Below are 23,577 nucleotides of genomic sequence, written 5' to 3'. Positions count from 1 at the left end.
CGCCTGCCGGTCCGGTGCATCATCGGTTTTACGGCGGCAACTACGCCTCGGCCCCTTCGACCGCTCCGCAGCCTCCGGCCGCGTCGCTCACACCGTTCGAAGCGCCGCAACTCGGTTGCGGACTGTCCGGATTGAGCTTCGCACGGGTCTGCCTGAGGCTTGGCCTCAAACTCCACCAAAGGCTTGCGCAGCCTTTGGAATCCCGCCAGGGCCGAAAGGCCCTGAACCCGATCGCTTCGCTCCCCGACTTAGAGCTTATTCAGGGATAAGCTCTTATTGCTCTTTGATTTTACTCAGGATAGCGCGCGCGTGGGTCACCGCCGACTCCCCGCCGCCGAGCATCCGCCCGATCTCCCGCACACGCCCTTCCGCATCCAGCTCCCGGCACTCCGAAAACGTCCGTCCCTCTTCCGTGTGCTTCTCCACCCGGAAATGACGGTCCGCACGCGCCGCGACCTGCGCCAGATGCGAAATACACAAAATCTGCCGGTTCCGGCCCAGATGGTGCAGCTCTTCGCCCACCCGGTTCGCCGTCTCGCCGCCGATATTCACGTCGATCTCATCAAACACCACCACCGGAATCGAATCCGCGTCCGCCAGCACCGTCTTCAGCGCCAGCATCAATCGCGACAACTCCCCGCTCGACGCAATCTTCCGCAACGGATGCACGCTCTCACCCGCATTCGCGCTGAACAGAAGCTCAACCCGGTCCATCCCGTTCGGCCCCGGCTCGACTTCCGAAAACGCCACCTCAAGCACGCATTTCGCAAACCCGATCGCTCCGAGCTTCGAACGCACCCGCTCCGCAAACTCCGCCGCCTTCTTTTTCCGCAGCGCCGACAGCTTTTCCGCCGCCCGGCGCAGCTCAGCCGTCAGCTCCGCCTTCCGGCGCTCGAACTCCTGGCGGCGCACAGCGGTATTCCGGTACAGCTCCAGCCGCCGGAACGCCTCCCCGCGCACCGCCAGCACCTGCTCGAGCGTCGGCCCGTAACGCCGCTTGATCGTAAACAATTCTCCCAGCCGGCTCTCAATCGCGGCCAGCGCCTCCGGGTCCAGGTCCACTTTGTCCGCCAGCTCCGCAACGCGGCCCGAAAGCGCGCTCACATCTTCCTGAATCCGGTCGCACTCCTCAAGCAGCCCCGCCGCCAGCGCCTCATCGATGCGCGACAGTTCGAGCAGCCTGCGGTAAACGCTCCCGAGCCGGTCTGCCACCGAGTCTTCCCCCTCAGTCAGCGCCGCGGTCAGCTGCCCGGCCGTTTCAAGCACCTGCCGCGAATTCCCCGCCACCTTGAACCGAGCCGAAAGCTCTTCATCCTCGCCCGGCGCCGGGTTGACCTTGTCGATGTCTTCGAGCTGAAGCTCGAGACGGCTCCGCTCGGCCTCGTCCGGCGTCTGCCGGTCGAACTCCTCGCGCTCCTTCGCCAGGGCTTCGAGCTCTCCGGCGATCCTGCCGCAGAGGGCAGCCGCCTCCTCCGCACCGGCGTAACGATCCAGCAAATCGAGCTGCCGGGCCGGGACCGTCAGCGAAAGCTGCTCGTTCGCGCCGTGAAGATCGATCAGCTGCTCCCCGACCGAAGCCAGCAGCCGCGCGCTGACCGGCGTGTCGTTCACATAATTGCGGACGCTCGACTGCCCGATCACCCTCCGCAGCTGCAGCGGCTCCGCCGGATCGAACGGAATTCCGGCCGGAACGAGAATCGCGCCGACCGCACCGGCCAGCCCCGCCGGCACGGCAAATCCGCCGCACACCATGCAACGGTCGCACCCGTTGCGGATCACTCCCTTGTCGACCCGGCCGCCGAGCAGCAGCTCAACCGCACCCATCAGGATCGATTTGCCCGCCCCGGATTCCCCGGTGACGACGTTGAAACCGGGCCCGAACTCCAGCTCGGACTCCTCAATCAACGCAAAATTCGTGATTTTCACATAGATAAGCATGCAGAGAAAATATCGCCGGAAACCCTCTTTTTCAAGCCGGAAGCCGGAAGAAAAGACCTGAAAATCCCCCGGCCCCGCCTTTCATTTCCCCCGTGCCGGAGAAACCGGCCGGGAACGGCCGGGCGGTCCGTATGTTCCGTGCCGAACCGCAGTCAGGAGGGCTCCGATTGTACGCAAATTTCTGCGGTACGCCCTTGACATGGAGCGGCATCTGCGTTATTGTATCGGAAATTCAGTTCCGCAGCAACAGCAGAAAGGGCCTCCGGGTTTATGAACATATGCCTCTTCACCGCCTCCTTCCTCCCGAAGGTGGCCGGTATGGAGATCGTGATCGACCGGCTCGCCAGAGAATATATCGCCATGGGACACCGGGTCGCGGTTCTCGCCAAGACGCCGCGCGGCATGAAAGAGGCACCCGCCTTCGACTATCCGGTCTGCTATTACAAGCGCAGCATGTCCGAAGTGTGGTTCAACGGAGCGCCGAAGCGGATGCTGACCCGCCTGCACCGTCAATACCGTTTCGACGTGATCCACGCCCACCAGATTTATCCGACCGGATACCTTGGCTGGAAGATGAGCGGCAAGCTCGGAATTCCGACCGTCATGACCTCCCATGTCGGCGATGTGCGCGAAGGCTCGCGCCTGCGGAAAAAACCGGTCACGAACCGCCGGATGATCGAGGCGATGACCTCCGGAAGCGCCGTCACCGGCGTCGGCCGCGGCGTCTGCGACACGATCGACGCGATGGTCGGTTTCCGCCGCGCGTTCTATATCGGCAACGGCGCGGATATTCCGCTGCCGCCGCCCGAACCGCCGTCGCTCGCGGGGCGGCTGCCGGTTCCGGCAGCCGAACGCGGCTTCGACCTGACGCTTTGCCGGCTCCATGCGAATAAAGGGCTGACCTGCCTCATCGATGCACTCGGAATTTTAAAGAAGCGCGGCGTCGGCCGCCCGCCGCTCCTGATGGCCGGAACCGGCCGCGAAGAGGCGGCGATCCGCGCGAAAATCGCCCAGCACGGTCTCGAAAACGACGTTTTCCTGATCGGCCAGGTCAATGCGGCGGAACGCGACTGGCTGATGAGCCGCTGCCGGCTGTTCCTGCAGCCCTCCGTGGTGGAGGGCATGCCGATGACGGTGCTCGAGGCGATGGCAAGCTCCTGCGCGCTTATCGGAACCGACATTCCCGGCATCCGCGAGCTGCTCCGCGACGGCGTGAACGGCCGTCTCGTGCCGCCCGGAAACCCGGAGGCGCTGGCCGACGCCCTCGAAGCGTCCGCCGGAGAGTCGGGTACGCTTGACCGGTTCCGCGCCGCCGCGCGCGAAACGGCGGAAGCCAACTCCTGGCGTGCCGTGGCCGGACAGTATATTCAACTCTTTGAACGGACTATCGCCGTGAATGGCAGGCCGGTTCTGCCGGAATAAAGGTTCCATGAAGTACGGATTGCTCTCTTACGAATTCAAGCGGCATTTCAATGTAGGCGACTATGTGCAGAGTATCGCCGCGCGTCAATTCCTGCCGCAGGTCGACCGGTTCCTGAACCGGGAAAAACTCCACGGATACCGCGGGGAAAAGATCCGGCTCATCATGAACGGCTGGTTCATGTTCCATCCGGAAAACTGGCCGCCGTCGCCCGACATCGAACCGCTCTTCGTCGCATTCCATATCAACCCGAAACACGCCGATGCGATGCTGTCTCCCCGGAAAGCCGATTACCTGCGCCGTTTCGCGCCGATCGGCTGCCGGGACGAACAGAGCCGGGCCGTACTCGAAGCGCACGGGATTCCTGCCTGGAATTCGGGCTGCCTTACGCTGACGCTCCATCGCAGCTACCGCTGGTCGCCGACCCCGGACTCCCCCGTCCTGCTGGCGGACGCCCTCTTCAAGGCGCCGACCCTGCGAAGCTGCTTTAAAAGTCCGAACGCCTTCGTGAAATCGCTGAAAAACGGCAGATTATTCCGGATCGGACGACGCCGGGCGCTGCTCAACCGGCTGCTGGCCGGAGTCGGGCAGCGGAAAGAAGAGTGCACCTGCGACTACCCGTCGAACGCATTTCCCGCGCCGGAAGCCCGTTTCAAGCTGGCCGAACAGCTGCTGGAACGCCTTGCACGCGCCCGGCTGGTCATCACCTCGCGCATTCACGTCGCGCTGCCGTGCATCGCGATGGGGACGCCGGTCATCTTTGTGGACAGCGATCTGGCCAAGAAAAGCGAGCGCGCGCGCATTGAGGAGTTCCTGCCGCTTTTCAACCTCGTCACGGTGCGGCCGGACGGAAGCTATGTCACGAGCTTCGACCCGGCGACCCCGCTCTGCGAGCTGAGAAACCCCGGCGACGCGTGGCGGAAAAAGGCCGAAAAGCTCACCGCGCTCTGCACCCGCTTCGCCGCAGGACAGCCGTAATTACCGGAGCTCCTTCCGGAACGGAATCGAATCGGCTGCCCCGGCGCGGCTCACCGTGATTGCGGAAGCCCGGCCGGCCAGCTCCATCGCGGCCTTCAATTCCATTCCTTCGAGCAGCCCGGCGAACAGATAGCCGATGAACGTGTCGCCGGCGCTCGTCGTATCGACCACCTCCGCCGGACAGGGCGGAACGGGCACCATGACGCCGTCGTCGCCGAGGAAGGCGGCCCCGGCCTTGCCGAGCGTCAGGATGACCCGGCAGCCGGGATAACGCTCCTTCAACGTCCGGAGAATCGCCTCCGGCTCCGCGACGCCGGCGACGCCGGCGCCTTCGATCTCGTTCACGATGAGGTAACTCAGCAGTCCGAGCGGCAGCGTTTTCGCGTCCTCCGGGTCGAACGGGGCGAAGTTGAACGCGGTCCGGATTCCCCGCGCATGCGCCTTCTCCAGAATCGTTCCGAGCGAATTGATCTCGTTCTGCAGCAGCAGGATGCCGTCCCCGACCGCGTCGAGCGCCGCATCGATTTCAGCTTCGGTGATCCGCCGGTTCGCGCCGCCGTAGAGAATGATCGCATTTTCTCCCTTCGCATCGACCTGAATGATCGCATGTCCGGTCGGAACGTCCCCCTCGACGAGCAGGGAGACGTCAACCCCGGCCGCTTCAAGGGCGGAACGCAGAATACCGCCGTCATGCCCGATCCGGCCGGCATGCATGACCGGCGCACCGGCCCGGGCCAGGGCGATCGACTGATTCAGCCCCTTCCCGCCGCAGCCGACCGAATAGGATTCGGAGCCCAGCGTCTCGCCGGGACGGACAAAGTGATCGAGCCGGTAGACGTGATCGAGATTCAACGACCCGAGGCAGACGATTTTTTTCATGCGCTTGCTTGCTCCTCCGCGAGTTTTTTCAATTTGGCCAGATCGAGTTTGCCGCTGCCGAGCAGCGGCAGGCGGTCGAGCTTCACAAAATCCTCCGTCTTCGGAATCCAGAGATTCGGCAGCTTCTCCTTCCGCAGCTCCTCGACCACGGCGGCGGGATCGAAATCATCCGGCGTATAGAACACCACGAGGCGCTCGCCGCGCTTCGGGTCTCCGCGGCCGGCGACGGCGACTTCGCGTTCCTCGCTGCCGCGCAGATTCGCGATCGCCTGCTCGACCAGTTCATGCGGCACCATCTCGCCGCCGATTTTGCTGAAGCGGGAGGCGCGCCCGGTGATGTAGACATAACCGTCGCGGTCGATCCTCGCAATGTCGCCGGTGTTGTAATAGCCGTTCTGGATCACGCGGGCAGTCTGCTCCGGATCATTCAGATACCCCTTCATGACGATGCCGCCCCTGACCTGCATGAGGCCGGGCTCATCCGGACCCAGCTCGACGCCGCTCTCCGGATCGACCACCCGCACGTGAATGCCGGGCAGCGGAATCCCGATGCTGCCGGGATGGTGCGCATGCCTGCCGAGCAGATAGATCGAGTTGCAGAGATTGATGGTCACGATCGGGGAGAGCTCCGTGCAGCCGTACCCCTCGATGATCTCGAGCCCGGTCATGTCGCGGAACTTCGCGGCGAGCTCCGGCCGCAGCTTCTCGGCCCCGGTGATGACCAGCCGCAGCGACTTGAGCTGTTCCGGCTTCGCCTTGCGCATGTAGCCCTGCAGGAAGGTCGGCGTCGCAGTCAGGAGCGTGATGTCGTACTCGTCGATCGCCTTGACGACCCCGGCCGCGTCGAGCGGATTCGGCAGGTAGACCACCGGGGTCCCCGAAAGCGCCGGGAACGCGAATTCGACCGTAAAGCCGTAAGCGTGGAAGAGCGGCAGATTTCCGACGATCCGGTCCCGCCGGCTCCAGAGGATCATCCGCCAGAACGCCCAGAGGTCGCAGTTGATGTTGCGGTGCGTGAGCTGCACCGCCTTCGGCCTGCCGGTCGATCCGCTTGAAAACAGCAGCACGGCCTCGCGGCCGGCGTTGAACGCGCTCTCCGGCGCCAGACGGCGCATCAGCATCCGGAACGGCAGCAGCAGAACCAGGCGGATCATCGCGCGTTTTTCGGATTTCGTGATTTTTTTCGCTTCATCCTCGAGGATCACCATGCCGGGTTTCTCTTCCCAGCCGAGCTTGTGCAGAAATTTCCGGCTGGTCAGGATCTTCCCGATTCCGGCACGGGAGGCGGCTTCGAGCGCGACCTCGGCGCCGGCGCTGAAATTGATGACAGCCGGAGTGCGCCCCGCGAAAAGCACGCCGAACATCGCGGCCGCCATCGAAGTGCAGTTCGGCAGCAGGACGCCGATATAACGCGATTCCGTCCCGAGCGCCCTCACACGGCGCGACAGAAGCGCGGCCCGGACCAGCATCTCGAAATTCGTCAGCTTCGTGCCGTCCGCATCGAGATAGGTCACCGCGAACGGATGGCGCTTCGCCCGCTTTGCGAACGCGACATGCAGCGGCAGTTCGCCCGGCTGCGGAGCGGCTTCCGCCTCGGCGCCGAGCTCCGAAATCAGCTGGCGCAACTGAAACGCCGAGAGCCCCGTCGAAGCGGGCGCGCCGATGCGGAGGCTGAAATTCAGCGGCAGCGAGCGCGGAGCGCGGTATTTGAGTTTTCCGTCATGCACGGAAAACAACCTGCCCCAGAGCATGCCGATCCGGATCGGTATGACCGAAACGTCAACTCCGGCCGGCAGCAGCGGCGCAACGCCGGAACGGAAACGCATAAGCCCGCCGTTGCCGGAGATTCCCCCCTCCGGAAACAGGCAGAGCACCTCCCCTTTGCGAAGTTCGCCGCGTACCCGCCGGAAAAAACGCTGCATCGCCTTCGGCCGCCGGATCGACGGCACCCGGATCACCCCGAGATACCAGAAGATGAAACGGGTCGGCACAAACTCCAGCACCTCCTGATGGACCATGAATCTGACCGGGCGGCGCGAGACGGACTGGATCAGCAGCATGTCGATCAGCGAAACATGGTTCGACACGATCAGCACCGGGCCCGAATCCGGGATGTTCTCCAGCCCCTCCACCCGCAGCCGCACCAGCGTGTGCCGAAGAATCCAGGTCAGCAGCTTCAATGTGAAGGAGGGACGCAGGAACAGGATCACTGCGCCGAGCAGAATCAGCGCATCGAAAACGATCATGAAAATCATCGACGGGGCCATGCGGACCTCACTCCAGATGCCGCAGCTGCTGCCGGAACGCTTCGAGCGTCGGGCAGTTCAGATACGGGTTGAACTTTTTCTCTTCCCCCAGCGTCCGGAACGGCACGGAACCGTAATCGTGGCCGGAATAGACCACAAGGCCGTCCGGCAGCGGCAGGAGCTTTTTCGTGATGGTGTCGAACATATCCTTCGACCGGCAGAAACCGATGCAGTCCACAAAAAGCGTGTCGCCGGTAAACAGCGCCGAATCGTCGGAGAGCCGGAAGGCGATCGAATCACGCGTATGCCCCGGCATCGCAATCGCTTCGATCCAGCCGCCGCCGAACGGCAGACGCATGCCGTCATGCAGCTTGATCCGTCCGGAAAGCGGATGATTCGGGTGGCTGGCGATCCCGGCCGGAAAAAAGCTGCAGACCTCGCCGAGACACTCGGAATGGTCCTGATGGCCGTGCGTCAGCAGGATATAGCGCGGCGTGAGCGGCCCCGCCGCTTCGACCGCCCTGCGGATTTTTTCACAATCGCCGGTCGGGTCGACCAGCGCCGCATCGCCGTTGTCCGCGACAACCAGATACGAGAAATTATGATCGTACCCGCCGACATTCAACTGTTGAACCTGAAACGCCATCATTCAATACTCCCCGAGCGCCAATGCCAGCGCCGCATAATCCCCGATCGCTTCGCCCAGCGCCGCCGGAACGACCCGGCAGCGGGCAGCGGCGCCCGGCAGCGCCTCTTCCGCAATGCTCCGCTCCATCGCGGGGCGCAGCAGAGACTCCGAACGCGCAAACACGCTGCCGATCACAATGAGTTCGGGATTCAGCAGGTCGATCAGCACGGCGAGGCCGCGCCCGAGATATGCGCCGCACTCGGCGTAAACCGCCAGCGCCAGCGGATCCCCTGCCCCGGCCGCATCGCCGACGATTTTGGCGTTCAGCCCCGGAATCGCTTCGGGCGACGGACACCATGCAACCCGGTTCCCGAGCTGAAGCTGTTCACGCACCCGCACAGCCGCGAGCTGCGCAATGCCGCCGCCGGAGCAGAAACCTTCGAACGAGCCGGCCTTGCCGAAACCGACCGGCCCGAACGGAGCGAGCCGGATATGCCCGCACTCGCCGGCCGAGTCGCCGATGCCGCTGTAAAGCCGCCCGTCGAGGATCAGCCCGGCGCCCAGCCCGGTGCCGAAGGTCAGGAAAACCATGTTCCGAACGCCGCGACCGGCGCCGAATTTCCACTCGGCCACAGCCCCGGCATTCGCATCGTTCTGAAGCCGGACCGGAATGCCGAGCCGGCCGCCGAGAATATCAACCGCCGGGACCTCATCCCAGCCCGGCAGATTCGGCGGGGACTGGATTACGCCGCGGCGGCTGTCGAGCGGGCCGCCGCAGGAGACGCCGCAGCCGCGCAGCCGTTCGTGCGCGACGCCGTGCCGGGAGCAGAGCTCGAGCCCGAGCTCCGCCATCCGTTCGAGACACTGCCGCGGCGTCCCGGCCTCGGCGGTGGGAAATTTGACTTTGTCGAGAATTTCGATGCCGCCGCCGGAAACCGCCGCGCCGAGAATGCAGGCGCACTTGGTTCCGCCGACGTCAAGGCCGAGGAGGAAATTTTTTTCCATTGAACCAGACGTCCCTTTCCGGCGGTCAGCGCTTCTTTTCGTCCTGTTCCTTCAGGTAGTTCAGTGCGGCGGCGACGCCGGCGTAATAACCGATGTCGCGGCGCAGTTCGGAAGAGACGATTTCGCACGCCTCCATCGGTTCCTTCCAGCAGAACTGCGGCAGGTACTTCCTGATCGGGTCGGTGTAGAGATCGCCGACCGCCCAGGCGAGCGTGCCGAGCACCAGCCGCTCCGGATTGAACATGTTGATGAACATGCCGAACGCCTGCGCGTTGCGGAGGCTCATCTCGTCCCACAGCGCAACGGCGTACGGGTCGCCGGCGCGGACCGCCTTTTCGAGCGGGACCATGTCGATCGCGCCGACGTTCCCGTCGACGAGCTGCATGATCATGCTGTCGGGTTTGTTCCGGAGCTCCTCCTGCATGCGCTGGGCGAGCGCGCGGCCGCCCGCATACGCCTCGTAGCACCCCTTGAGCCCGCAGTTGCACTGCCGGCCGTTGAGCTCGACGCAGATGTGGCCGAGTTCGCCGGCGCTGAGGGCGCGGCCGCCGCGGACGAGGTGGTTCGCGGCGATGATGCCGCCGCCGATGCCGGTGCTCATGGTCAGATAGATGAAATCCTTACAGCCGCGCCCGGCGCCGAAAAACCATTCGGCGAGCGCGCCGCAGTTCGCGTCGTTCTCGAAGCAGCCGGGCAGCCCGAGCCCGTCGCGCAGGTACTGGAGGATCGGCACATTGCGCCAGTGGCGGTTGTTGGTCGGCGCGGTCATGATCCCGTTGGCCGGATCGGCCGGGAACGGGGCGGAGATGCCGAAAGCCGCGATGCCGGCCATCGTCAGGCCCGCTCCGGCGACGAGCTTCTTCGCCTCGGCGACCATCTGCGGCAGGACGTCTTCCGGATAAGTATCGACATTTTCGATGCGCGCCTTGCCGAGAATCCTGCCTTCGCTCGAGCCGAGGCCGACGCCGATTTTGGTTCCGCCGACGTCGAAACCGAGTACGAGTTTTTCCTGTGCCATGTTTTTCTCCATTTTTTTGGATTTTGTCGCATACATACATTTGTAGAATATAATCCCTGTATTATATTTTATAAAGGGTGTTATTTCAACTTTCTCGGAGTTTTTTCAATATGTTCTCACTTCCATCCGTCATCGCGGCCTCCCCCGGCGTTTATTATGCGTTTGAAAACAGCGACATGGTCGGCAAAGGGATCGTCGTCCTCCTGCTGGTCATCTCGACCTTCACCTGGTCGGTCATGATCGAAAAGGGCATTTCGCTCTACCGCGCGAAAAAGCTGTCGCGCCAGTTCGTCGCGCGCTTCAAGTCGAACAAGAAGACCATCACGAATCCGCAGCTGCTGCGCGAGGCGGCCGGCAATGCGAGCCCGGCCGCGCAGATCTACAACCAGGGCGTCGAAAAGCTGCTCGAATTCTACGAGAGCGACCCGGCGACCTTCAGCCACAGTTCCGGCATTTCGGTGCGCCCGACCAAACTCTCCGAAGCGCAGTACAACGCGATCGAGGCGGTCCTGATCAGCGAGGTCTCGGGGCAGGAGATCGAACTAGAAACCCGGGTCGGCTTCCTGGCCACGATGGTCAGCGTAAGCCCGTTCCTCGGGCTTTTCGGCACGGTCTGGGGCGTCATGCTCGCCTTCTGCGGCATCGCGGCGGCGGGAAAGTCGGATTTCTCGGCGCTGGCGCCGGGCGTGGCGGGCGCGCTGCTGACCACGGTGGCCGGGCTCGTCGTCGCGATTCCGTCGCTGATCGGCTACAATCTGCTGACTTCGACGATCCGCAACATCGCAACCCAGCTCGACAACTTTTCGGATGAATTCATGGCGCGGATCAAGCTCGAACAGCTGAGCATCGCCCGGGAGCTGGCCGCCGAGGCGAAAGCGGCCGCCGCGGGGGAGGAGGAGTGAGATGAGGGGCCGCCGCAAAAGACGGCAGATGGCCGCCATCGACCAGATCAACGTCACGCCGCTGCTGGACCTGACGTTCCTGCTCCTCATCGTCTTCATGATCACGATGCCGCTGATGGAGTACGGCACGAACATTTCTCCGCCGGAGATGAACAGCGACAAGCTGCCGGAGGACAATTTCAAGAGCGTGACGCTGACCAAGACCGGCACGATCATGCTCGACAAGGATACGGTCACGCGCGAAGAGCTGCCGGCGCTCCTGGCGCGGCTGAAGGAGAGCGAGCCCAAAACCCAGCTTCTGCTGCGGGCGGACGGTTCGCGCACCTACAACGATGTGATCGAGCTTATGGCGCTGATTCGCCGCGCCGGTTTTCAGGATGTTTCACTGGTCACACAAGCGGAGGGCAAGTAAATGAGACAGAATCCGGTCGCCCCGCCGCTGCGGCCGCAGGAGCCGCAGCCGCTGACATCGCACAAGCTCCGTTTTTCGATCGGAGCGCAGGTTGTCGCCATCCACTGCCTCGTGATCTTCGGGCCGCTCGGCTATGTGCTTTACCGGAACTGGCTCACTCCGCAGGAGAGTGCGTTCAAGGTGAAGCTGGTCGGGCCGCTTTCGACCGGAGAAGAGGTCGGGCCGCCGTCGCGGCTGCGTCCGTCGCCGAATCCGGGTCCGCCGGAACCGCCGGCGCCCGAACCGCCGGCTCCGGAGCCGCCGAAACCCGTGCCGCCGTCCCCGAAACCGCCCGAGCCGCCGCCGGTCCCGAAACCGGCGGTGAAGAAGCCGAGCCCCAAACCGCCGGTCGTGCGGAAACCGACGCCGAAGCCGCCGGTCGTGAAAAAGCCGGTGCAGAAGCAGCCGGCCCGGCAGACGACGCAGCGGAAACCGGCGACGCAGCAGCGCCCGCGGCAGCTCTCCGCCGCCGAACAGGTCGCCCTTGCGCGCAGGAATGCGACGAAATACGGCGACGGCGGCGGCAGCAACACGAACATGGCCGTTCCGATCGGAAACGCCGACCGGGCGCAGACTTACGGAAAGCAGAACAACGGAACACCCGGCGGCGGAGCAAAGGGCGAAGACGAACGTTACTGGAGCCGGCTCGGCAACTACATCAAAATGCGCTGGTCCGAACCGCCCGGGTCGCTGCTCGGCGATGCGCGTCCCCAGGTCACGATTCAACTTGCGATCGCGGGGGACGGCCGGGTGACCGATGCGCGGATCATCAGGCGCAGCGGAAACCGTTCCATGGACGAATCGGTTCAGCGGATGCTGGCGAACCTGGACCGGGTTCCGGCGCCGAGCAACGGCAGCACTTCCATTCAGATGATCCTCCGCACCCAGGATTGAGCCGGAGGAGGACTTTCGCCGCGCGGCGCAGAGTGCGGCGAAAGTCCGGGCCGGACTGCCCGGGCGGACAGTCCGTCGCCGAACGGTCAGTGATCGGCCAGCATTCCCCTGTCGCGGTAGAATTTGCGGTAGAACGGATTTCGGATCCAGCCGGCCGGAATCTTCTCTCCGGCGGCTTTCCGGTGGTCGATCTGCCGCTGACGTTCGCAGGCGGCGCGGTACTCCTCCTGCAGCGAGGCGGTTCCTTCGACGGTTGACCGGATCGAGTAATTGATCGCCTCCTCCGCCTGCTTCAGCGCCTCCTCCGGAGAAGCGAGTTTGCTTTCGACCTTCGCAAAGGCGTAGGAGAGTTTATTGTCGCCGAGCGGATAGTACGGACTCTGGCTTTCCGGAATCCCGATCGAAAGCGTCCATTTGAGTTCGTTGTCGTGGAGATCTCCCTCGAACTCCCGCCCCGGCGGGGTCCGGAACTCCGGATTGCCCTCTGCCCACTCCGGATTCGGCGGCAGTCCGTCGGAGCTGCGGATGATGAGATCGTTGTACTCCTTCGCCGCCAGGAACTTCAGGAACAGCCTGGCCTGCTCCTTGTGTTTCGAGCCTTTGTAGATCGCGGTGTTGCGCGAGGTGGTGACCAGGTTTTTGTACTCCCATTCCGGCAGCTGCACGAAAGCGAGACGGAATCTGCCGTTCCGGAACCGGCGCAGATCCATATTCACATAGCGGCCGGTCAGGATCATGCCGTAGCGGCCGGCCGCGAGTTGCGGCGTCGCTTCGCTGTTCACGCTGGTGCCCTCGCTCTCCGTGGAGGTGGCCTCGGCGGCGGTCGGGATCAGGTGATGCCGGTAAACCCAGCCGTAATAGGTTTCGAGCGCCCGGACGAAGGCGGGGTCCGTCAGCGTCGCAGCGGTCAGCGTCTCGTTGAAGACGTCCGCGCCGAGGCTCCGGGCCAGCGGCAGGATGGCCTGCGGCATGGCGCCGGAAAAGAAGACCTCCTGCCGCGGACGGCCCGCGTTCGCCTTGCGGACGAATTCCCGGCCGATCCGTTCAAAGTCGGCCGGAGTCCACTCCTCCGGCGGCGGTTCGACGCCGTATTTTTCGAACAGATCGAGATTGAGGAGAAGTCCGCGCGTGGCGAGATTGCAGAAATATGCGTACTGCTTCCCGCCGTACATCAGCAGGTCGCCGGCCGCCTCGCCGTATCCGGCGGCCGGGTCGAGCCCGTTTTCACGGGCGAACCCGGTGATCTCCTCGAGGACGCCCATCGGAGCAAACCGCTTTACAGGCACATGATCGATAAGATCGCCGGCCATGCCGGAAACCGCCTGGATCAACGCGCTCTGGTTGTCGGTCGTCTCGAGCCGGACGGTAAACAGCAGTTCGCCGTCCTTGTCGACATACCCGTTTGCGCGCAGCCACCCGTGGAACGCTTCGACCTGTTCGACCCGGTCCGGTGAAAGCCCGGCGGTCCAGACGATCTGCGGATGCGCCGAGCGCTCCTGCAGCGTGTACCAGGTCGCAGCCGATGCCAGCGCAAGCAGGACGAACAGGATGAGGAAGATGCGGCGCATTATCTTCCGCTCTTCCGGGGGATCAGGATGATCCGGTCGATCCAGACATTCCGGACGGCAGGATTGACGACCGGCGCGATGAAGATGCAGATGTCGTCATTCAACGTCACCGTCCCGATCCGGACGGCCCGATAGTTCTCTCCTGAGATCTCGGCGGCAGGGATGTCGCGGTGGAATTCCCGGCGCCTGCTCCAGTCGTAGGTGCCGACCCGGATTGCGTTTCCGGCAGGAGCACCGCTGTCGCAGCGCAGCTCGGCATAGAGCTCGAATGTTCCGGCCGGAAATCCGAAACCCTGGATATGCCATTCATTGTGAGTGTTCGGCATCCGGGCCGCTTCGCCGACGCTGGCCGCCGGGTCTTTCTCCCAGAAGAGCTCCCGGCCCAGAGCGTGCAGCTCGGCCGCCTTGCGGATGCTCCAAGCATGGTAAGGGCCGGAGCCGGCCGCAGTCGGGCGTTCTCCGTCATTCGGGAGCACTCCGTACCCCCGGGCGGTTTGTTCCACCCACTCATCGGGGGATAGTCCACCCTCATTCACGCGGGCAACTCCGGCCCGCTTCATCCGGGAAACGGTTTCGACGGCAGCCTGATTCACATCGACGTCCTGCAATTCCGGCAGCCGTTTTCCGGCAGGCGGGCTCAATAGTTCCCGGCGCTCAAGCAGCGCCGCGCGGATCGGCACGGTCGCGGCGGCCATGCGCGGCCCGTAAACCGGATCATCCTTGACGCGCCCGTAGGCCTGTTCCATCTCCCGGTAGCTTTTCACCAGCACGGCAGGCTCCAGCCAGCCTGCCGTGGAAGGCGCATAGCAGGTGTTCCGGCAGTCGGGACGACGCCGGGCGGACTGTTCCATCACCTGCAGATAACTCTTTACGGCCGGGGCCGCGGGGCCGTAGTAGCCGGTGACGAATTCATCCATCAGCTTCTCCGTGTCGAGATCCGGATTCCAGAGCAGCTTGCTGAGAAGCCATGCCCGCAGGTCGGCGAGGTCGGCGACTGCCCCGCCGCCGTTCCACGAACCCTGTTCATAGATTGAAATTGCGCCGCACTTCCGGAAAAAGCGCAGATCAGGCGCCGCTGTATGCCAGTTCGGGTGCGGCTGGTAATATTTTGTAAAATCGGTGACATAGTTCCAGATCATGAAATGGTCCGCCATGCGCGACCACTCCTGCAGGTCCTGCTCCAACGCCCGGTTGGCTTCGGACTCCAGCGGGTGAAAACTGGCGGCTTCGATCGTGCAGTAGCGCACGACCACGTTCCGCCGGGCCCGGACCCGTTTCGGGGCGCTTCGCGTGTAGTAATATGCCAGGGTTTCGACATAAACGCCGGGAAACTCCTTTTCCACCGCCGCGGCCACCTGGTTAATAGCGTCGATCAGCAGGTCTGACTGGCTGCCGTGCGACTTGACGAACGCTTCGCACGCCGCGCACCGGCAGAAATCGTGATTGTCGTCCTGAGAGACCGAAATATAACGTGTCTCCGGGTAATTCCGCAACCGTTCGAGGACGCGCCGCGTCAGCTCCTTTCGCATTTCCGGGTTGCTCAGGCAAAGCTGGCGCGGAACCCGCTTCCCGTCCCGTTCGGAAAACCATTCCGGATGGGACGCAAAATCCTTGTCCCGGGAGAACAGCGGCATGTTTTCACTGAAGGTGTGGACGCCGCCGAGCAGCTGCTCCGAACCGCCCCATTCGACCGAATCCACAACTCCGTGTCCGTTATTCCGGGTACGGGCAGAAAAGCGAGGGTCGTGCCTGATGAGGTCGTAACCGGCCGCCCGGACTTCGAACGGAGGAGCATATCGCAGGTCAATCTGCGGCAATTCGAGCTTTTCCCGCTTCGGAACGTGCGTGGCGTCAGCCGTCCAGAAGCGGACTCCGAACTCCTTCTCCAGCAGTTCGTAAACGGCGTAGAGCGTACCGCGCGGCCGATCCCCGGCCAGATACAGATTGCCGCCGGCGCTCTTCAGCCGGATCTCGTCCGGCTTCAGCCGCTTCCAGTCCGGAATCCCGAGCGCCGAGGCGGTTTCCGGAGATTGGCCGATGAAAATCGCCGGACCGGACGGGGAGGCGACAATCGGCAGTTCCACTCCAGAAATCTGTTTCAGAAATGACTGCAATTCCCTCGCCGCGGTCTGCTCAGCCGGCACGGCATCGGCCGGCAGGACGATTTCATAGCGGCTCCTTCCGCCTTCAGTCAGAAGTTCGGCACCCGACAGCGAAAGGCCCAGCAGGCAGCACAGCAGGATCGTGATTTTCCACATGGTTCTCATTTCCTTTTCCGGATGGTCAGAGCGAGGTTTTAAGCACGTCGTTCTCGACGGCGACGGTGAAGCCGCGTTCCTTCAGGTCGTTCTTCTTCAGACCGGCCACATGCCCGTCGCCGAACGCCATGTTGCAGGTGCCGGTATGACGCAGGCCTGCGGCGCTGTTCTCATAAACGATAACCGGAGAAAAGGTATAGAAATTCCGCCCCATATAAGTCCCTCCGACGGAAGCCGTATACGTATCCGCAAGCAGGAACACCCGCGAGGCCTGCCGCATGCGCCCGGTATCGAAATACATCCTGGTCCAGTGCAGGGGCGCGACGCCGAAGTCGCCCCATTCCGCCTTCACGCTGTTGTAAAAGGTCTGGTTGTCCTTGATGTTCAGCACGCCGTAGGTTCTGTATTTATCATAAGGGGAAACGCAGTAGGTCACCGGCGCATCCTCCGGCAGATAACCGTCGTCGATCAGCGCACTGCTCCAGGTCACATCCGGAGACGTTTCGGCGGAGTAACCTTTGATCAGTCCCTTGAAGTCATTGGCGTACAACAGCATGGCCGACATGCACTGCTTCAGGTTGTTCGCGCAGGTTGCGCTGCGCGCCCGTTCCCGTGCCTGATTCAGCGCCGGCAGCAGCATGGATGCGAGGATTGCGATGATCGCAATCACCACCAGGAGTTCGATCAGGGTAAAGGTCCGTCTTTTCATTGTTTCATCCCTTCTGTTGTGTGGAGGTCCGGTTAATCTGTTTTTGGATTACAATATTAATTATACTGGATTTCGATGCCAATGTCAAGAGCGGAATCAGGAAAGTTTGCAATATTTTACGGCCGTCTCACTCCGCCGCCGTTTTTTCCGGCGCCGGCAGCAGCCATTGCACGGCCGGTTCGCCGCTGCCGGTGCGCAGCCGCGTGAGCAGCATCCTCACCGTCAGCTCCGCGATCCTGCGGCAGTCGACCTCGTAGTTGACGACGTCGCGGCACGGAAAATCAATCGGCGCGTTGCGGTTGCGCAGGCAGAAGCCGGGCGGCATGTAGCCGATGCGGCTGCCCTGCCGGCGGACGAGCTCCGAAAAAAAGCCCTGCGCGATGATGTCGTCGCACAGCACCATGCAGTCGGGACGTTCGGCGGGGGGCAGAGCCAGCACGTTCCGGGCCGCCGTCCGGCCATGCTCGAGGCCGTAGCCCTCGAGATAGAGATCGTCGAGCGGAACCCGGCATTCCGGCCAGTGCCCGAGAAACTGGGCGAGGCGCGGAAGGCTGAAGTGACGCAGCGGACCGGGCCCGACCAGCACGCGCGGGGAACGGAACCCCCGTTCCCGCAGCTTTTCGAGCGATTCAAGCATAAAGCCGACCGTGTCGATGAATACGCCGCAGTCGGCGAGTGCCGGAGAACCGCTGAAACAGAGCTGAAGCCCGGCATTTTCGAGCCCGGAGAGAAGCTTGTCCGGAAAAAAGTCCGCGATGCTGATCAGCCCGTGCAGCCCGCCCTGGCCGACCGCGTATTCGAGGCCCGGGAAATCGGAAAACTCCGGGTGTTTCCGGTAACCGTCGCGGAACGGGAACATCGTACACTGGCAGCCGTTCCTCTGCAGTTCGCTCTGAAGGGCGTAGGCCATGCTCCAGTTGAACATGTGCGGCGTGTCGAGCAGCAGCCCGGCCACGCCGATCGACCGGCCCGGCAGCCCTTCCGGGCTCGCGTTGCGGACGAAGACGCCGACCCGGCGGCGCGATTCGAGAACACCGTCCTGCACCAGCGATTTCACCGCCCGGTCGAGCGTTGCGCAGCCGAGCCCGAGGTGGCGGCTCAACTCGGCCTGAGCCGGAATCTTGTCGCCCGCCTTCAGCTTCCGGTCCCAGATATAGCGCAGGATTCCCTGTTTCGCCTTCTCCGTCTGCCTGCCGAGGTTCTGGCCGAAAATCATGATCGTTCTCCCGTCATTTATAATCCATAACAGGATTACAATAAATCCTGTCCACGGCAAAATCAAGCAGGAATGCGGAAAATCAACTTTTTTATCGTCGGACTCTTGACATCGGTTTTGTTCTGTGTCATAATTATTGCTAAATAAAATTAATTTTTCATTAGCACTATTGACACTGAGAGGGTGAAATGGGCGATTCACTGTTTGCGGAGACGCGCAGATATATTCTGGACCGCATGCGGCGGCGGCTGGCCGAGGGGAGCCGGAAAATGCCGACCGAGAAGGAACTGGCGGCGGAAGTGCTGGCCAGCTATGCGACGGTCCGGCTGGTCATGAAGGAGCTTGAGCAGGAGGGCTTCGTACGGCGGATTCGCGGCTCCGGCACCTATCTCGAACCGCAGGCGGAGACGCTGCTTGAGGAGGCCGCCTGGCCGCGGCTCGGGCTCTTCACCTCTCCGGTCGGCGGAAAGCCCGACGACGACTACGCGGCATGGCTCGTCGAGGAGCTGCGGCGCGAGGCGCGCCGGGCGCACCGGCGGGTGGTCCATACGCAGGTCCGGACGCACGACGAATTTCTCGCCGGGCTCGAACGCTCGGCCGAACCCGGCGACGCAGTCGTCTACCTGCCGCCGACCGAGGCGTTCACGATGCGCCAGCTCGGCGTACTCGGCAAATACGACGAGCTTCCGCTCATCGTGATCGACTGCGAGCTCGGCAACATCAACGTCGGCAATATCGCGACCGACAACCGTCGCGGCGGCATGATCGCGGCCCGCGCGCTGCTCGAAAGCGGCTGCCGCGACCTCGCGGTCCTGCTCTGCGAACCGATGCTGCGGCAGAGCGCTCAGCGACTGCAGGGTTTCCTGGAAATCGCCGAGCTCTCCGGCCTCGAACCGGCCGTGGTCGACTGCGAGGTCCGGGTTGAGGACGACCGCGCGGGGCTGGCCTATGCGAAAATGCTGGCCGTCCTGAAATCGGGGCGGCGCCCGGACGGAGTCTTTGCGATTTCCGACTGCGGCGCGCTGGCCGCGGCGGAAGCGATCCGGGAATTCGGCCTCGAACCCGGCCGCGACATCGCGCTCATCGGCTTCGACGGGCTGGCGGCCGGACGGCGGAACGATCCGCCGCTCACGAGCGTCGCCCAGCCGGTCGGTGAAATCTGCCGCGAGGTGTTCCGGGTCCTGCAGGGCTGGAAGGCCGGAAATCACGAACAGCGACTGCTCTCGCCCGTTCTCCAGCCGGGCGGAACGCTCTGGAAGATCAACGAGAAATTTGCCTGAGGAAAGGAGCCCGCATGATACGGAAAGCACCCTGTTTCGCATTGTTTCTGACCGCCGCCGTCGTTGCGGCGGAGCCGTTCGACTGGAAATTCGACGCTTCCGAGTCGTGGAAGGCGGAACCGTCGCTGCCGCTCTGCATCGGTTTCGACGGTCTGGAACTCCTTCCGCCGAAGACGCCGGAGTGGGGAAAACCGCCGGTCGTCTACTCGCTGCGGGAGGCCGGCTCGCAGAAGACGCCCGGAAATCCGGAGCAGATCGCGTTCGAGGCGGAACTGCTTTCGGGCGGCGGCGCCACGCTCGGACTCTGCCTGCAGGATGCCGACGGCGAGTTTTTCGCCTATCCGCAGCGCCCGCTGAAGCCCGGCCTCAACCGCGTCGGCTGGAAGACCGCATCGGAAGCCATCGGGTCATGGGGGGAGAAGAAGAACGGGAAAGTCGATTTCCCGGTCCGGCTCGAAGCGCTTCAGCTGCACCAGTATCCGGCGAAGGAGGCGGCCCGCGTCCTGCTGCGGACGCCGGAACCTGAAACGGCGGAGGGGAGCCGCCGCGTCGTCCGCTCCTTCGTGAAGTTCGACGACACGGCCCGCTGGAAGCCCTCCGGCGAACTCGAATGCGGTCCGGAGCCGGACGGCCTTCGCGTCCGCAGCAGGCAGGTTCCCGAGCCCGGCAAGCCGGCCGTAATCGGCCGGTTGAAGGAGGTCATGTTCGATTTGAAGGAGATCGGTTCGCCGGATGCGGTCGGCTTCGACGTCGAACTGCTCGACGGCTCCGGCGTGAATCTCGCACTCGAACTCGTCGATGCGGCCGGGGAGAATTTTTCGATGAAGCAGAAACCGCTCCGGAAAGGAGCGAACCGGGTTGTCTGGGATCTCCGGCACGACATCGCCGGAAGCTGGGGGAAGAACAAGGACGGACGGCTCGACCTGCCGGTCCGCATCGCCAATCTCGTCGTCCTGCAGTTCCCGGCGCGGAAACCGGCGGAACTGCTCTTCCGCGACGGGCTCAAGCGCGAGACGCTGCGCGACATCGACGCCGTCGAAGCCCGGCTCGACACCGGCAATCCGCTGAATATCCTGAAACCCGGTGCGGAGAAGCCGCTGAAATTCCGTTTCCGCAACCGCTATCCGGAGAAGAACGTTTTTACCGCCCGCCTCCGGCTTTACACGCTGACCGGCGCGGAACGTTGTTTCGAACGATCCTTCGAACTCGCTCCGGGAGAAGAAGCGGCCTGGCCGCTCGACTGGCCCGCCGCCTCGCCGCGCGGCATCTGGCGATGTGACCTTGTGCTCCGCAATGCGTCCGGCCGGGAACAGCGTCTGAACCGCCCGGCCTTCGCCTGCCTGACCCCGGCCGGCCCGACGGAGGGGCGCAACCCGGAGTTCGAAATCGGCATGAATATGCGCCAGCAGGGCTGGAGCCGCGCCGAATGCGAACGCGAATCGCAGGCCGCCGCCGCAATCGGCGCGAAGCTCCTGCGCACCGGCTTCACCTGGGAATCGCTGGAACCGGCGCCCGGCGAGTTCCGCTTCGAACTGCTCGACGAGCTGCTCGCCATGAATGCGAAGTACGGCATGCGGCAGATCTTCATGGTCGCCTATACGCCCGCCTGGGCCGCGAAGCCCGGACTGGTCGCCAACGCCAAGGACTGGAACGAGTGGAACAAGAGCGCCCCGGACCCGGATGCGCTCGAAGCCTTCGTCGAAAAATTCGCGGAGCATTACAGAGGGGAAATCGAATTTTACGAATTCTGGAATGAACCCGACCTCGACTTCTGGCGCGGCACGGCCGAAGAGTACCTCGAATGCCTGAAGCGGGTCCGCCGCGCGCTGAAAAAGTCGGACCCGGAGGCGAAACTCATCACCGGCGGCTTCGCCTACGTCGGCGCGCGGTCGAAACCGGGCTTTCAGGAACAGGTGCTGGCGGAGGGACAGGACGACTTCGATTTCCACGGCTACCACCAGCACGGCGATTTCTCCGAATACGAGCGGGTGCTCGAGGGGCCGCTGGCACGGATGCGCCGGGTTCTGCGCTCGCCGAAACCGATTTTCTTCACCGAAACCGGTTTCTACATCAGCAACGGGAACTATCTGCAGCAGGCTGAAAACGTGGTCCGAAAGATCGTCCACGCCTGGGCGACCGGCGCGCGCGGTTATCTCTGGTTCAACATGCGCGACGACGGGTTCCTGCCCGGCTACTGCGAGCACAACTACGGGCTGGTCACAAATGACTGGTATCCGAAGGAGGGATTCGCCGCATTCAACACGCTGAACCTGCTGCTCGGGCAGGCGCGTTACGGCGGAGTGCTTCTCCGGAATCCGCGCACAACCGCCCACTGGTTCCGGCGCGACGACGGGCAGGCCGTGGTCTTCTGGAAGAGCGGGCGCGGCACGGTCGAGGAACCGCTGACCCTGCTGACCGACGCCGCCGAAGCCGAGTTCGTCGATCTCTTCGGCAATGCGACGCCGCTGAAACTCTCCGCCGGGCGGCTGACCGTGCCGGTGCCGGAGCATCCGGGGTACCTGCTCCTGAAAGGAGCGGCGCGTGCACCCGAGTGCGGCCGGAGTGTGGTGAGTTTCGCCGGAACCCGGGTGACCGCCTCCCCCGGAGTGCCGTCCGGAATCCGGGTGACGCTGCACAACCCGCTCCCGGCGGAGGCCGTTGCCGAACTGCGCTGGAAGCTGCCGGAGAACATCGACGCTCCCGCGCCGGGAAAACGCCGCCTCGCCGCCGGAGAAGCGGTCGAACTCGTGCTGCCGGTCACGGTTTCGGAAGCCACGCGCGGCGGCATCGTCCGCCCGGAGCTGCAGGTCCGGCTGAACGGCGGCGACTGGTCCTCGATTTCGATTCCGGTCAACGTGGCGACCCGGATCGCCGACGGCGCGTATCCGGCCGAACCGCAGTTCACGCTCGATTCGCGGGCGAATCTCGTGAGCCAGATGGAGCACAATCCGTACACGGCGCACCGGGTCTGGTCCGGGCCGGAGGACCAGAGTGTGCGGATTTTCCTCGCTTCCGACGATACGGAGCTGAAGTTCCGGGTCGAAGTGACCGACGACGTCCATGTGAAGTCCCCGGGCGCCGCCTCGAGCTTCATGGAAGACGGCATTCAGCTCGCGCTCGCCGTTCCGGGGCAGAACGGCCACTGGGAGTTCGGTTTCGCGGAGCTGGAGGACGGTTCCCCCGGCACACACTGCTGGATCAGGCCGGACAACCTCGCGGAGCCCCGGACGAAACTCGCCGTATCGGCCCGCGGCAGGGTGACAATTTATGAGATTGCAATCCCGCTCGCCGGAATCGGCGCCGCGCCGGAACAGCTGAAACGCGGCATTCAGTTCAATCTTCTCGTCAACGACAACGACGGCGAAGGACGCGACGGCTGGATGCAGATCGCCCCCGGCATCGGCGAGGCGAAGAACCCCGAACTTTACCCGTTCATTCTGAAATAACCGCAAACGGAAGGAAAGCGTCATGAAGAAAACGTTCACCCTGATCGAACTGCTGGTCGTTATCGCCATCATCGCGATTCTGGCCTCAATGCTGCTGCCTGCATTGAATAATGTACGTTCCAAAACCAAACAGATTCAGTGTGTGAACAATCAGAAGCAGCTGATGGGTGCACAGCTCCAATATACCTCTGACAATCAAGGACATCTGACGCCGCTCAATCTCGGCCCGAGCTGGTCCGCAAGAGTCAATAAGAAGTGGTGGGAGAATCTCCTGTCGGAAGGCTATCTGCCTCCACCGAAATGGTTTGATGAAAACAGCGGTTACCCGGCAACCGGAGTACAGATCTGTCCCTCCACTTTGGACTATTCCACCGGATCCGGAATCGGCATTCACGGGCAGGGGGACAATCATCGGTTAGTGGGATACGGTTTTTCAGTAAAGATATCCAAAATCAAACGTCCTTCCGAATCCGTACTGATCGGAGACGCCAGTTGCCTGAAAGCAAACGGTACAATCGTTCCGGCCCGGGTATTTGTCTGCTGGTGCTGGTATACCCGCTGGACGGTTCCGAACGACAACAATTACAATCTTCTACCCCGCCACCGGGACCAGTCGAACTGCGGTTTCCTTGATGGGCATGTTGATTCCTTCACCTACGCGGAAATGACAAATGACCAATCCAACTTGTTCGGTCATATTTCAAATTATACCGGTTACTGATTCTCTGTGAACTGAAATAA

General features: G+C 63.3%; 18 protein-coding genes. 8 read left to right on the top strand and 10 right to left on the bottom strand.

What is annotated here, in order from left to right; all coding sequences use genetic code 11:
• Positions 1-273: 273 nt before the first annotated feature.
• Positions 274-1,938 (bottom strand): DNA repair protein RecN, encoded by a 1,665-nt coding sequence (recN, locus tag FYJ85_RS08560; protein ID WP_154417887.1) that lies wholly within the window; start codon positions 1,936-1,938, stop codon positions 274-276.
• Positions 1,939-2,208: 270 nt separating this feature from the next.
• On the opposite strand from recN, the gene FYJ85_RS08555 reads away from it, so the two are divergent.
• Together FYJ85_RS08555 and FYJ85_RS08550 are read left to right on the top strand one after the other, a co-directional pair.
• Positions 2,209-3,360, top strand: coding sequence for a glycosyltransferase family 4 protein (locus FYJ85_RS08555; RefSeq protein WP_154417885.1), 1,152 nt, complete (start codon positions 2,209-2,211; stop codon positions 3,358-3,360).
• A 7-nt stretch (positions 3,361-3,367) separates the two neighbouring features.
• On the top strand, positions 3,368-4,336 hold the full coding sequence (locus FYJ85_RS08550; protein WP_206213053.1) for a polysaccharide pyruvyl transferase family protein: 969 nt from the start codon (positions 3,368-3,370) through the stop codon (positions 4,334-4,336).
• Here FYJ85_RS08550 and FYJ85_RS08545 read toward each other — a convergent pair whose 3' ends face one another.
• From FYJ85_RS08545 to FYJ85_RS08525, 5 genes are read right to left on the bottom strand one after another with little or no spacing between them, the layout of a single operon-like run.
• Positions 4,337-5,215, bottom strand: a complete 879-nt coding sequence (locus FYJ85_RS08545; protein ID WP_154417881.1) for a ribokinase — start codon at positions 5,213-5,215, stop codon at positions 4,337-4,339.
• Entirely contained in the window at positions 5,212-7,482 is a 2,271-nt protein-coding gene (locus FYJ85_RS08540; protein ID WP_106053599.1) for an AMP-binding protein, read from the bottom strand. The genes FYJ85_RS08545 and FYJ85_RS08540 overlap by 4 nt, the downstream gene beginning before the upstream one ends.
• A 7-nt stretch (positions 7,483-7,489) precedes the next feature.
• Complete coding sequence (locus FYJ85_RS08535; protein WP_106053600.1) at positions 7,490-8,110, bottom strand: MBL fold metallo-hydrolase; 621 nt, start codon at positions 8,108-8,110, stop codon at positions 7,490-7,492.
• On the bottom strand, positions 8,111-9,094 hold the full coding sequence (locus FYJ85_RS08530) for an ROK family protein (RefSeq protein ID WP_106053601.1): 984 nt from the start codon (positions 9,092-9,094) through the stop codon (positions 8,111-8,113).
• Positions 9,095-9,119: 25 nt separating this feature from the next.
• Positions 9,120-10,112, bottom strand: coding sequence for an ROK family protein (locus FYJ85_RS08525; protein ID WP_158704022.1), 993 nt, complete (start codon positions 10,110-10,112; stop codon positions 9,120-9,122).
• Positions 10,113-10,222: 110 nt separating this feature from the next.
• Here FYJ85_RS08525 and FYJ85_RS08520 point away from each other — a divergent pair, with 110 nt between their 5' ends.
• From FYJ85_RS08520 to FYJ85_RS08510, 3 genes are read left to right on the top strand one after another with little or no spacing between them, the layout of a single operon-like run.
• Positions 10,223-11,014 (top strand): MotA/TolQ/ExbB proton channel family protein, encoded by a 792-nt coding sequence (locus FYJ85_RS08520; protein ID WP_106053603.1) that lies wholly within the window; start codon positions 10,223-10,225, stop codon positions 11,012-11,014.
• Between the two features lies 1 nt (position 11,015).
• Entirely contained in the window at positions 11,016-11,426 is a 411-nt protein-coding gene (locus tag FYJ85_RS08515; protein WP_106053604.1) for an ExbD/TolR family protein, read from the top strand.
• Positions 11,427-12,359 (top strand): TonB family protein, encoded by a 933-nt coding sequence (locus tag FYJ85_RS08510; RefSeq protein WP_106053605.1) that lies wholly within the window; start codon positions 11,427-11,429, stop codon positions 12,357-12,359.
• Between the two features lie 86 nt (positions 12,360-12,445).
• Here the strand turns inward: FYJ85_RS08510 and FYJ85_RS08505 are convergent, their stop codons facing one another.
• From FYJ85_RS08505 to FYJ85_RS08490, 4 genes are all read right to left on the bottom strand, one after another.
• On the bottom strand, positions 12,446-13,927 hold the full coding sequence (locus tag FYJ85_RS08505) for an ABC transporter substrate-binding protein (protein ID WP_154417879.1): 1,482 nt from the start codon (positions 13,925-13,927) through the stop codon (positions 12,446-12,448).
• Positions 13,927-16,194: a DUF4838 domain-containing protein gene (locus FYJ85_RS08500; protein ID WP_154417877.1), complete on the bottom strand. Its 2,268-nt coding sequence runs from the start codon at positions 16,192-16,194 to the stop codon at positions 13,927-13,929. Before FYJ85_RS08500 ends, FYJ85_RS08505 begins: the two co-directional genes overlap by 1 nt.
• A 16-nt stretch (positions 16,195-16,210) precedes the next feature.
• Positions 16,211-16,894: a type II secretion system protein gene (locus tag FYJ85_RS23060; RefSeq protein WP_206213052.1), complete on the bottom strand. Its 684-nt coding sequence runs from the start codon at positions 16,892-16,894 to the stop codon at positions 16,211-16,213.
• A 127-nt stretch (positions 16,895-17,021) separates the two neighbouring features.
• Positions 17,022-18,110 (bottom strand): GntR family transcriptional regulator, encoded by a 1,089-nt coding sequence (locus FYJ85_RS08490; protein WP_154417875.1) that lies wholly within the window; start codon positions 18,108-18,110, stop codon positions 17,022-17,024.
• A 188-nt stretch (positions 18,111-18,298) separates the two neighbouring features.
• Here FYJ85_RS08490 and FYJ85_RS08485 point away from each other — a divergent pair, with 188 nt between their 5' ends.
• From FYJ85_RS08485 to FYJ85_RS08475, 3 genes are read left to right on the top strand one after another with little or no spacing between them, the layout of a single operon-like run.
• Positions 18,299-19,390 carry a substrate-binding domain-containing protein gene (locus FYJ85_RS08485; RefSeq protein WP_154417873.1) on the top strand — a complete coding sequence of 364 codons (1,092 nt, stop codon included), beginning with the start codon at positions 18,299-18,301 and terminating at the stop codon, positions 19,388-19,390.
• Positions 19,391-19,404: 14 nt separating this feature from the next.
• On the top strand, positions 19,405-22,836 hold the full coding sequence (locus FYJ85_RS08480) for a beta-galactosidase (protein ID WP_154417871.1): 3,432 nt from the start codon (positions 19,405-19,407) through the stop codon (positions 22,834-22,836).
• Positions 22,837-22,858: 22 nt separating this feature from the next.
• Positions 22,859-23,557 (top strand): type II secretion system protein, encoded by a 699-nt coding sequence (locus tag FYJ85_RS08475; protein WP_154417869.1) that lies wholly within the window; start codon positions 22,859-22,861, stop codon positions 23,555-23,557.
• Positions 23,558-23,577: the final 20 nt, after the last annotated feature.

Source organism: Victivallis lenta (assembly GCF_009695545.1).
Classification (GTDB): Bacteria; Verrucomicrobiota; Lentisphaeria; order Victivallales; family Victivallaceae; genus Victivallis; species Victivallis lenta.
The sequence above is the reverse complement of the archived record's forward strand: the minus strand, read 5'-3'. Positions and strand labels throughout refer to the sequence as shown.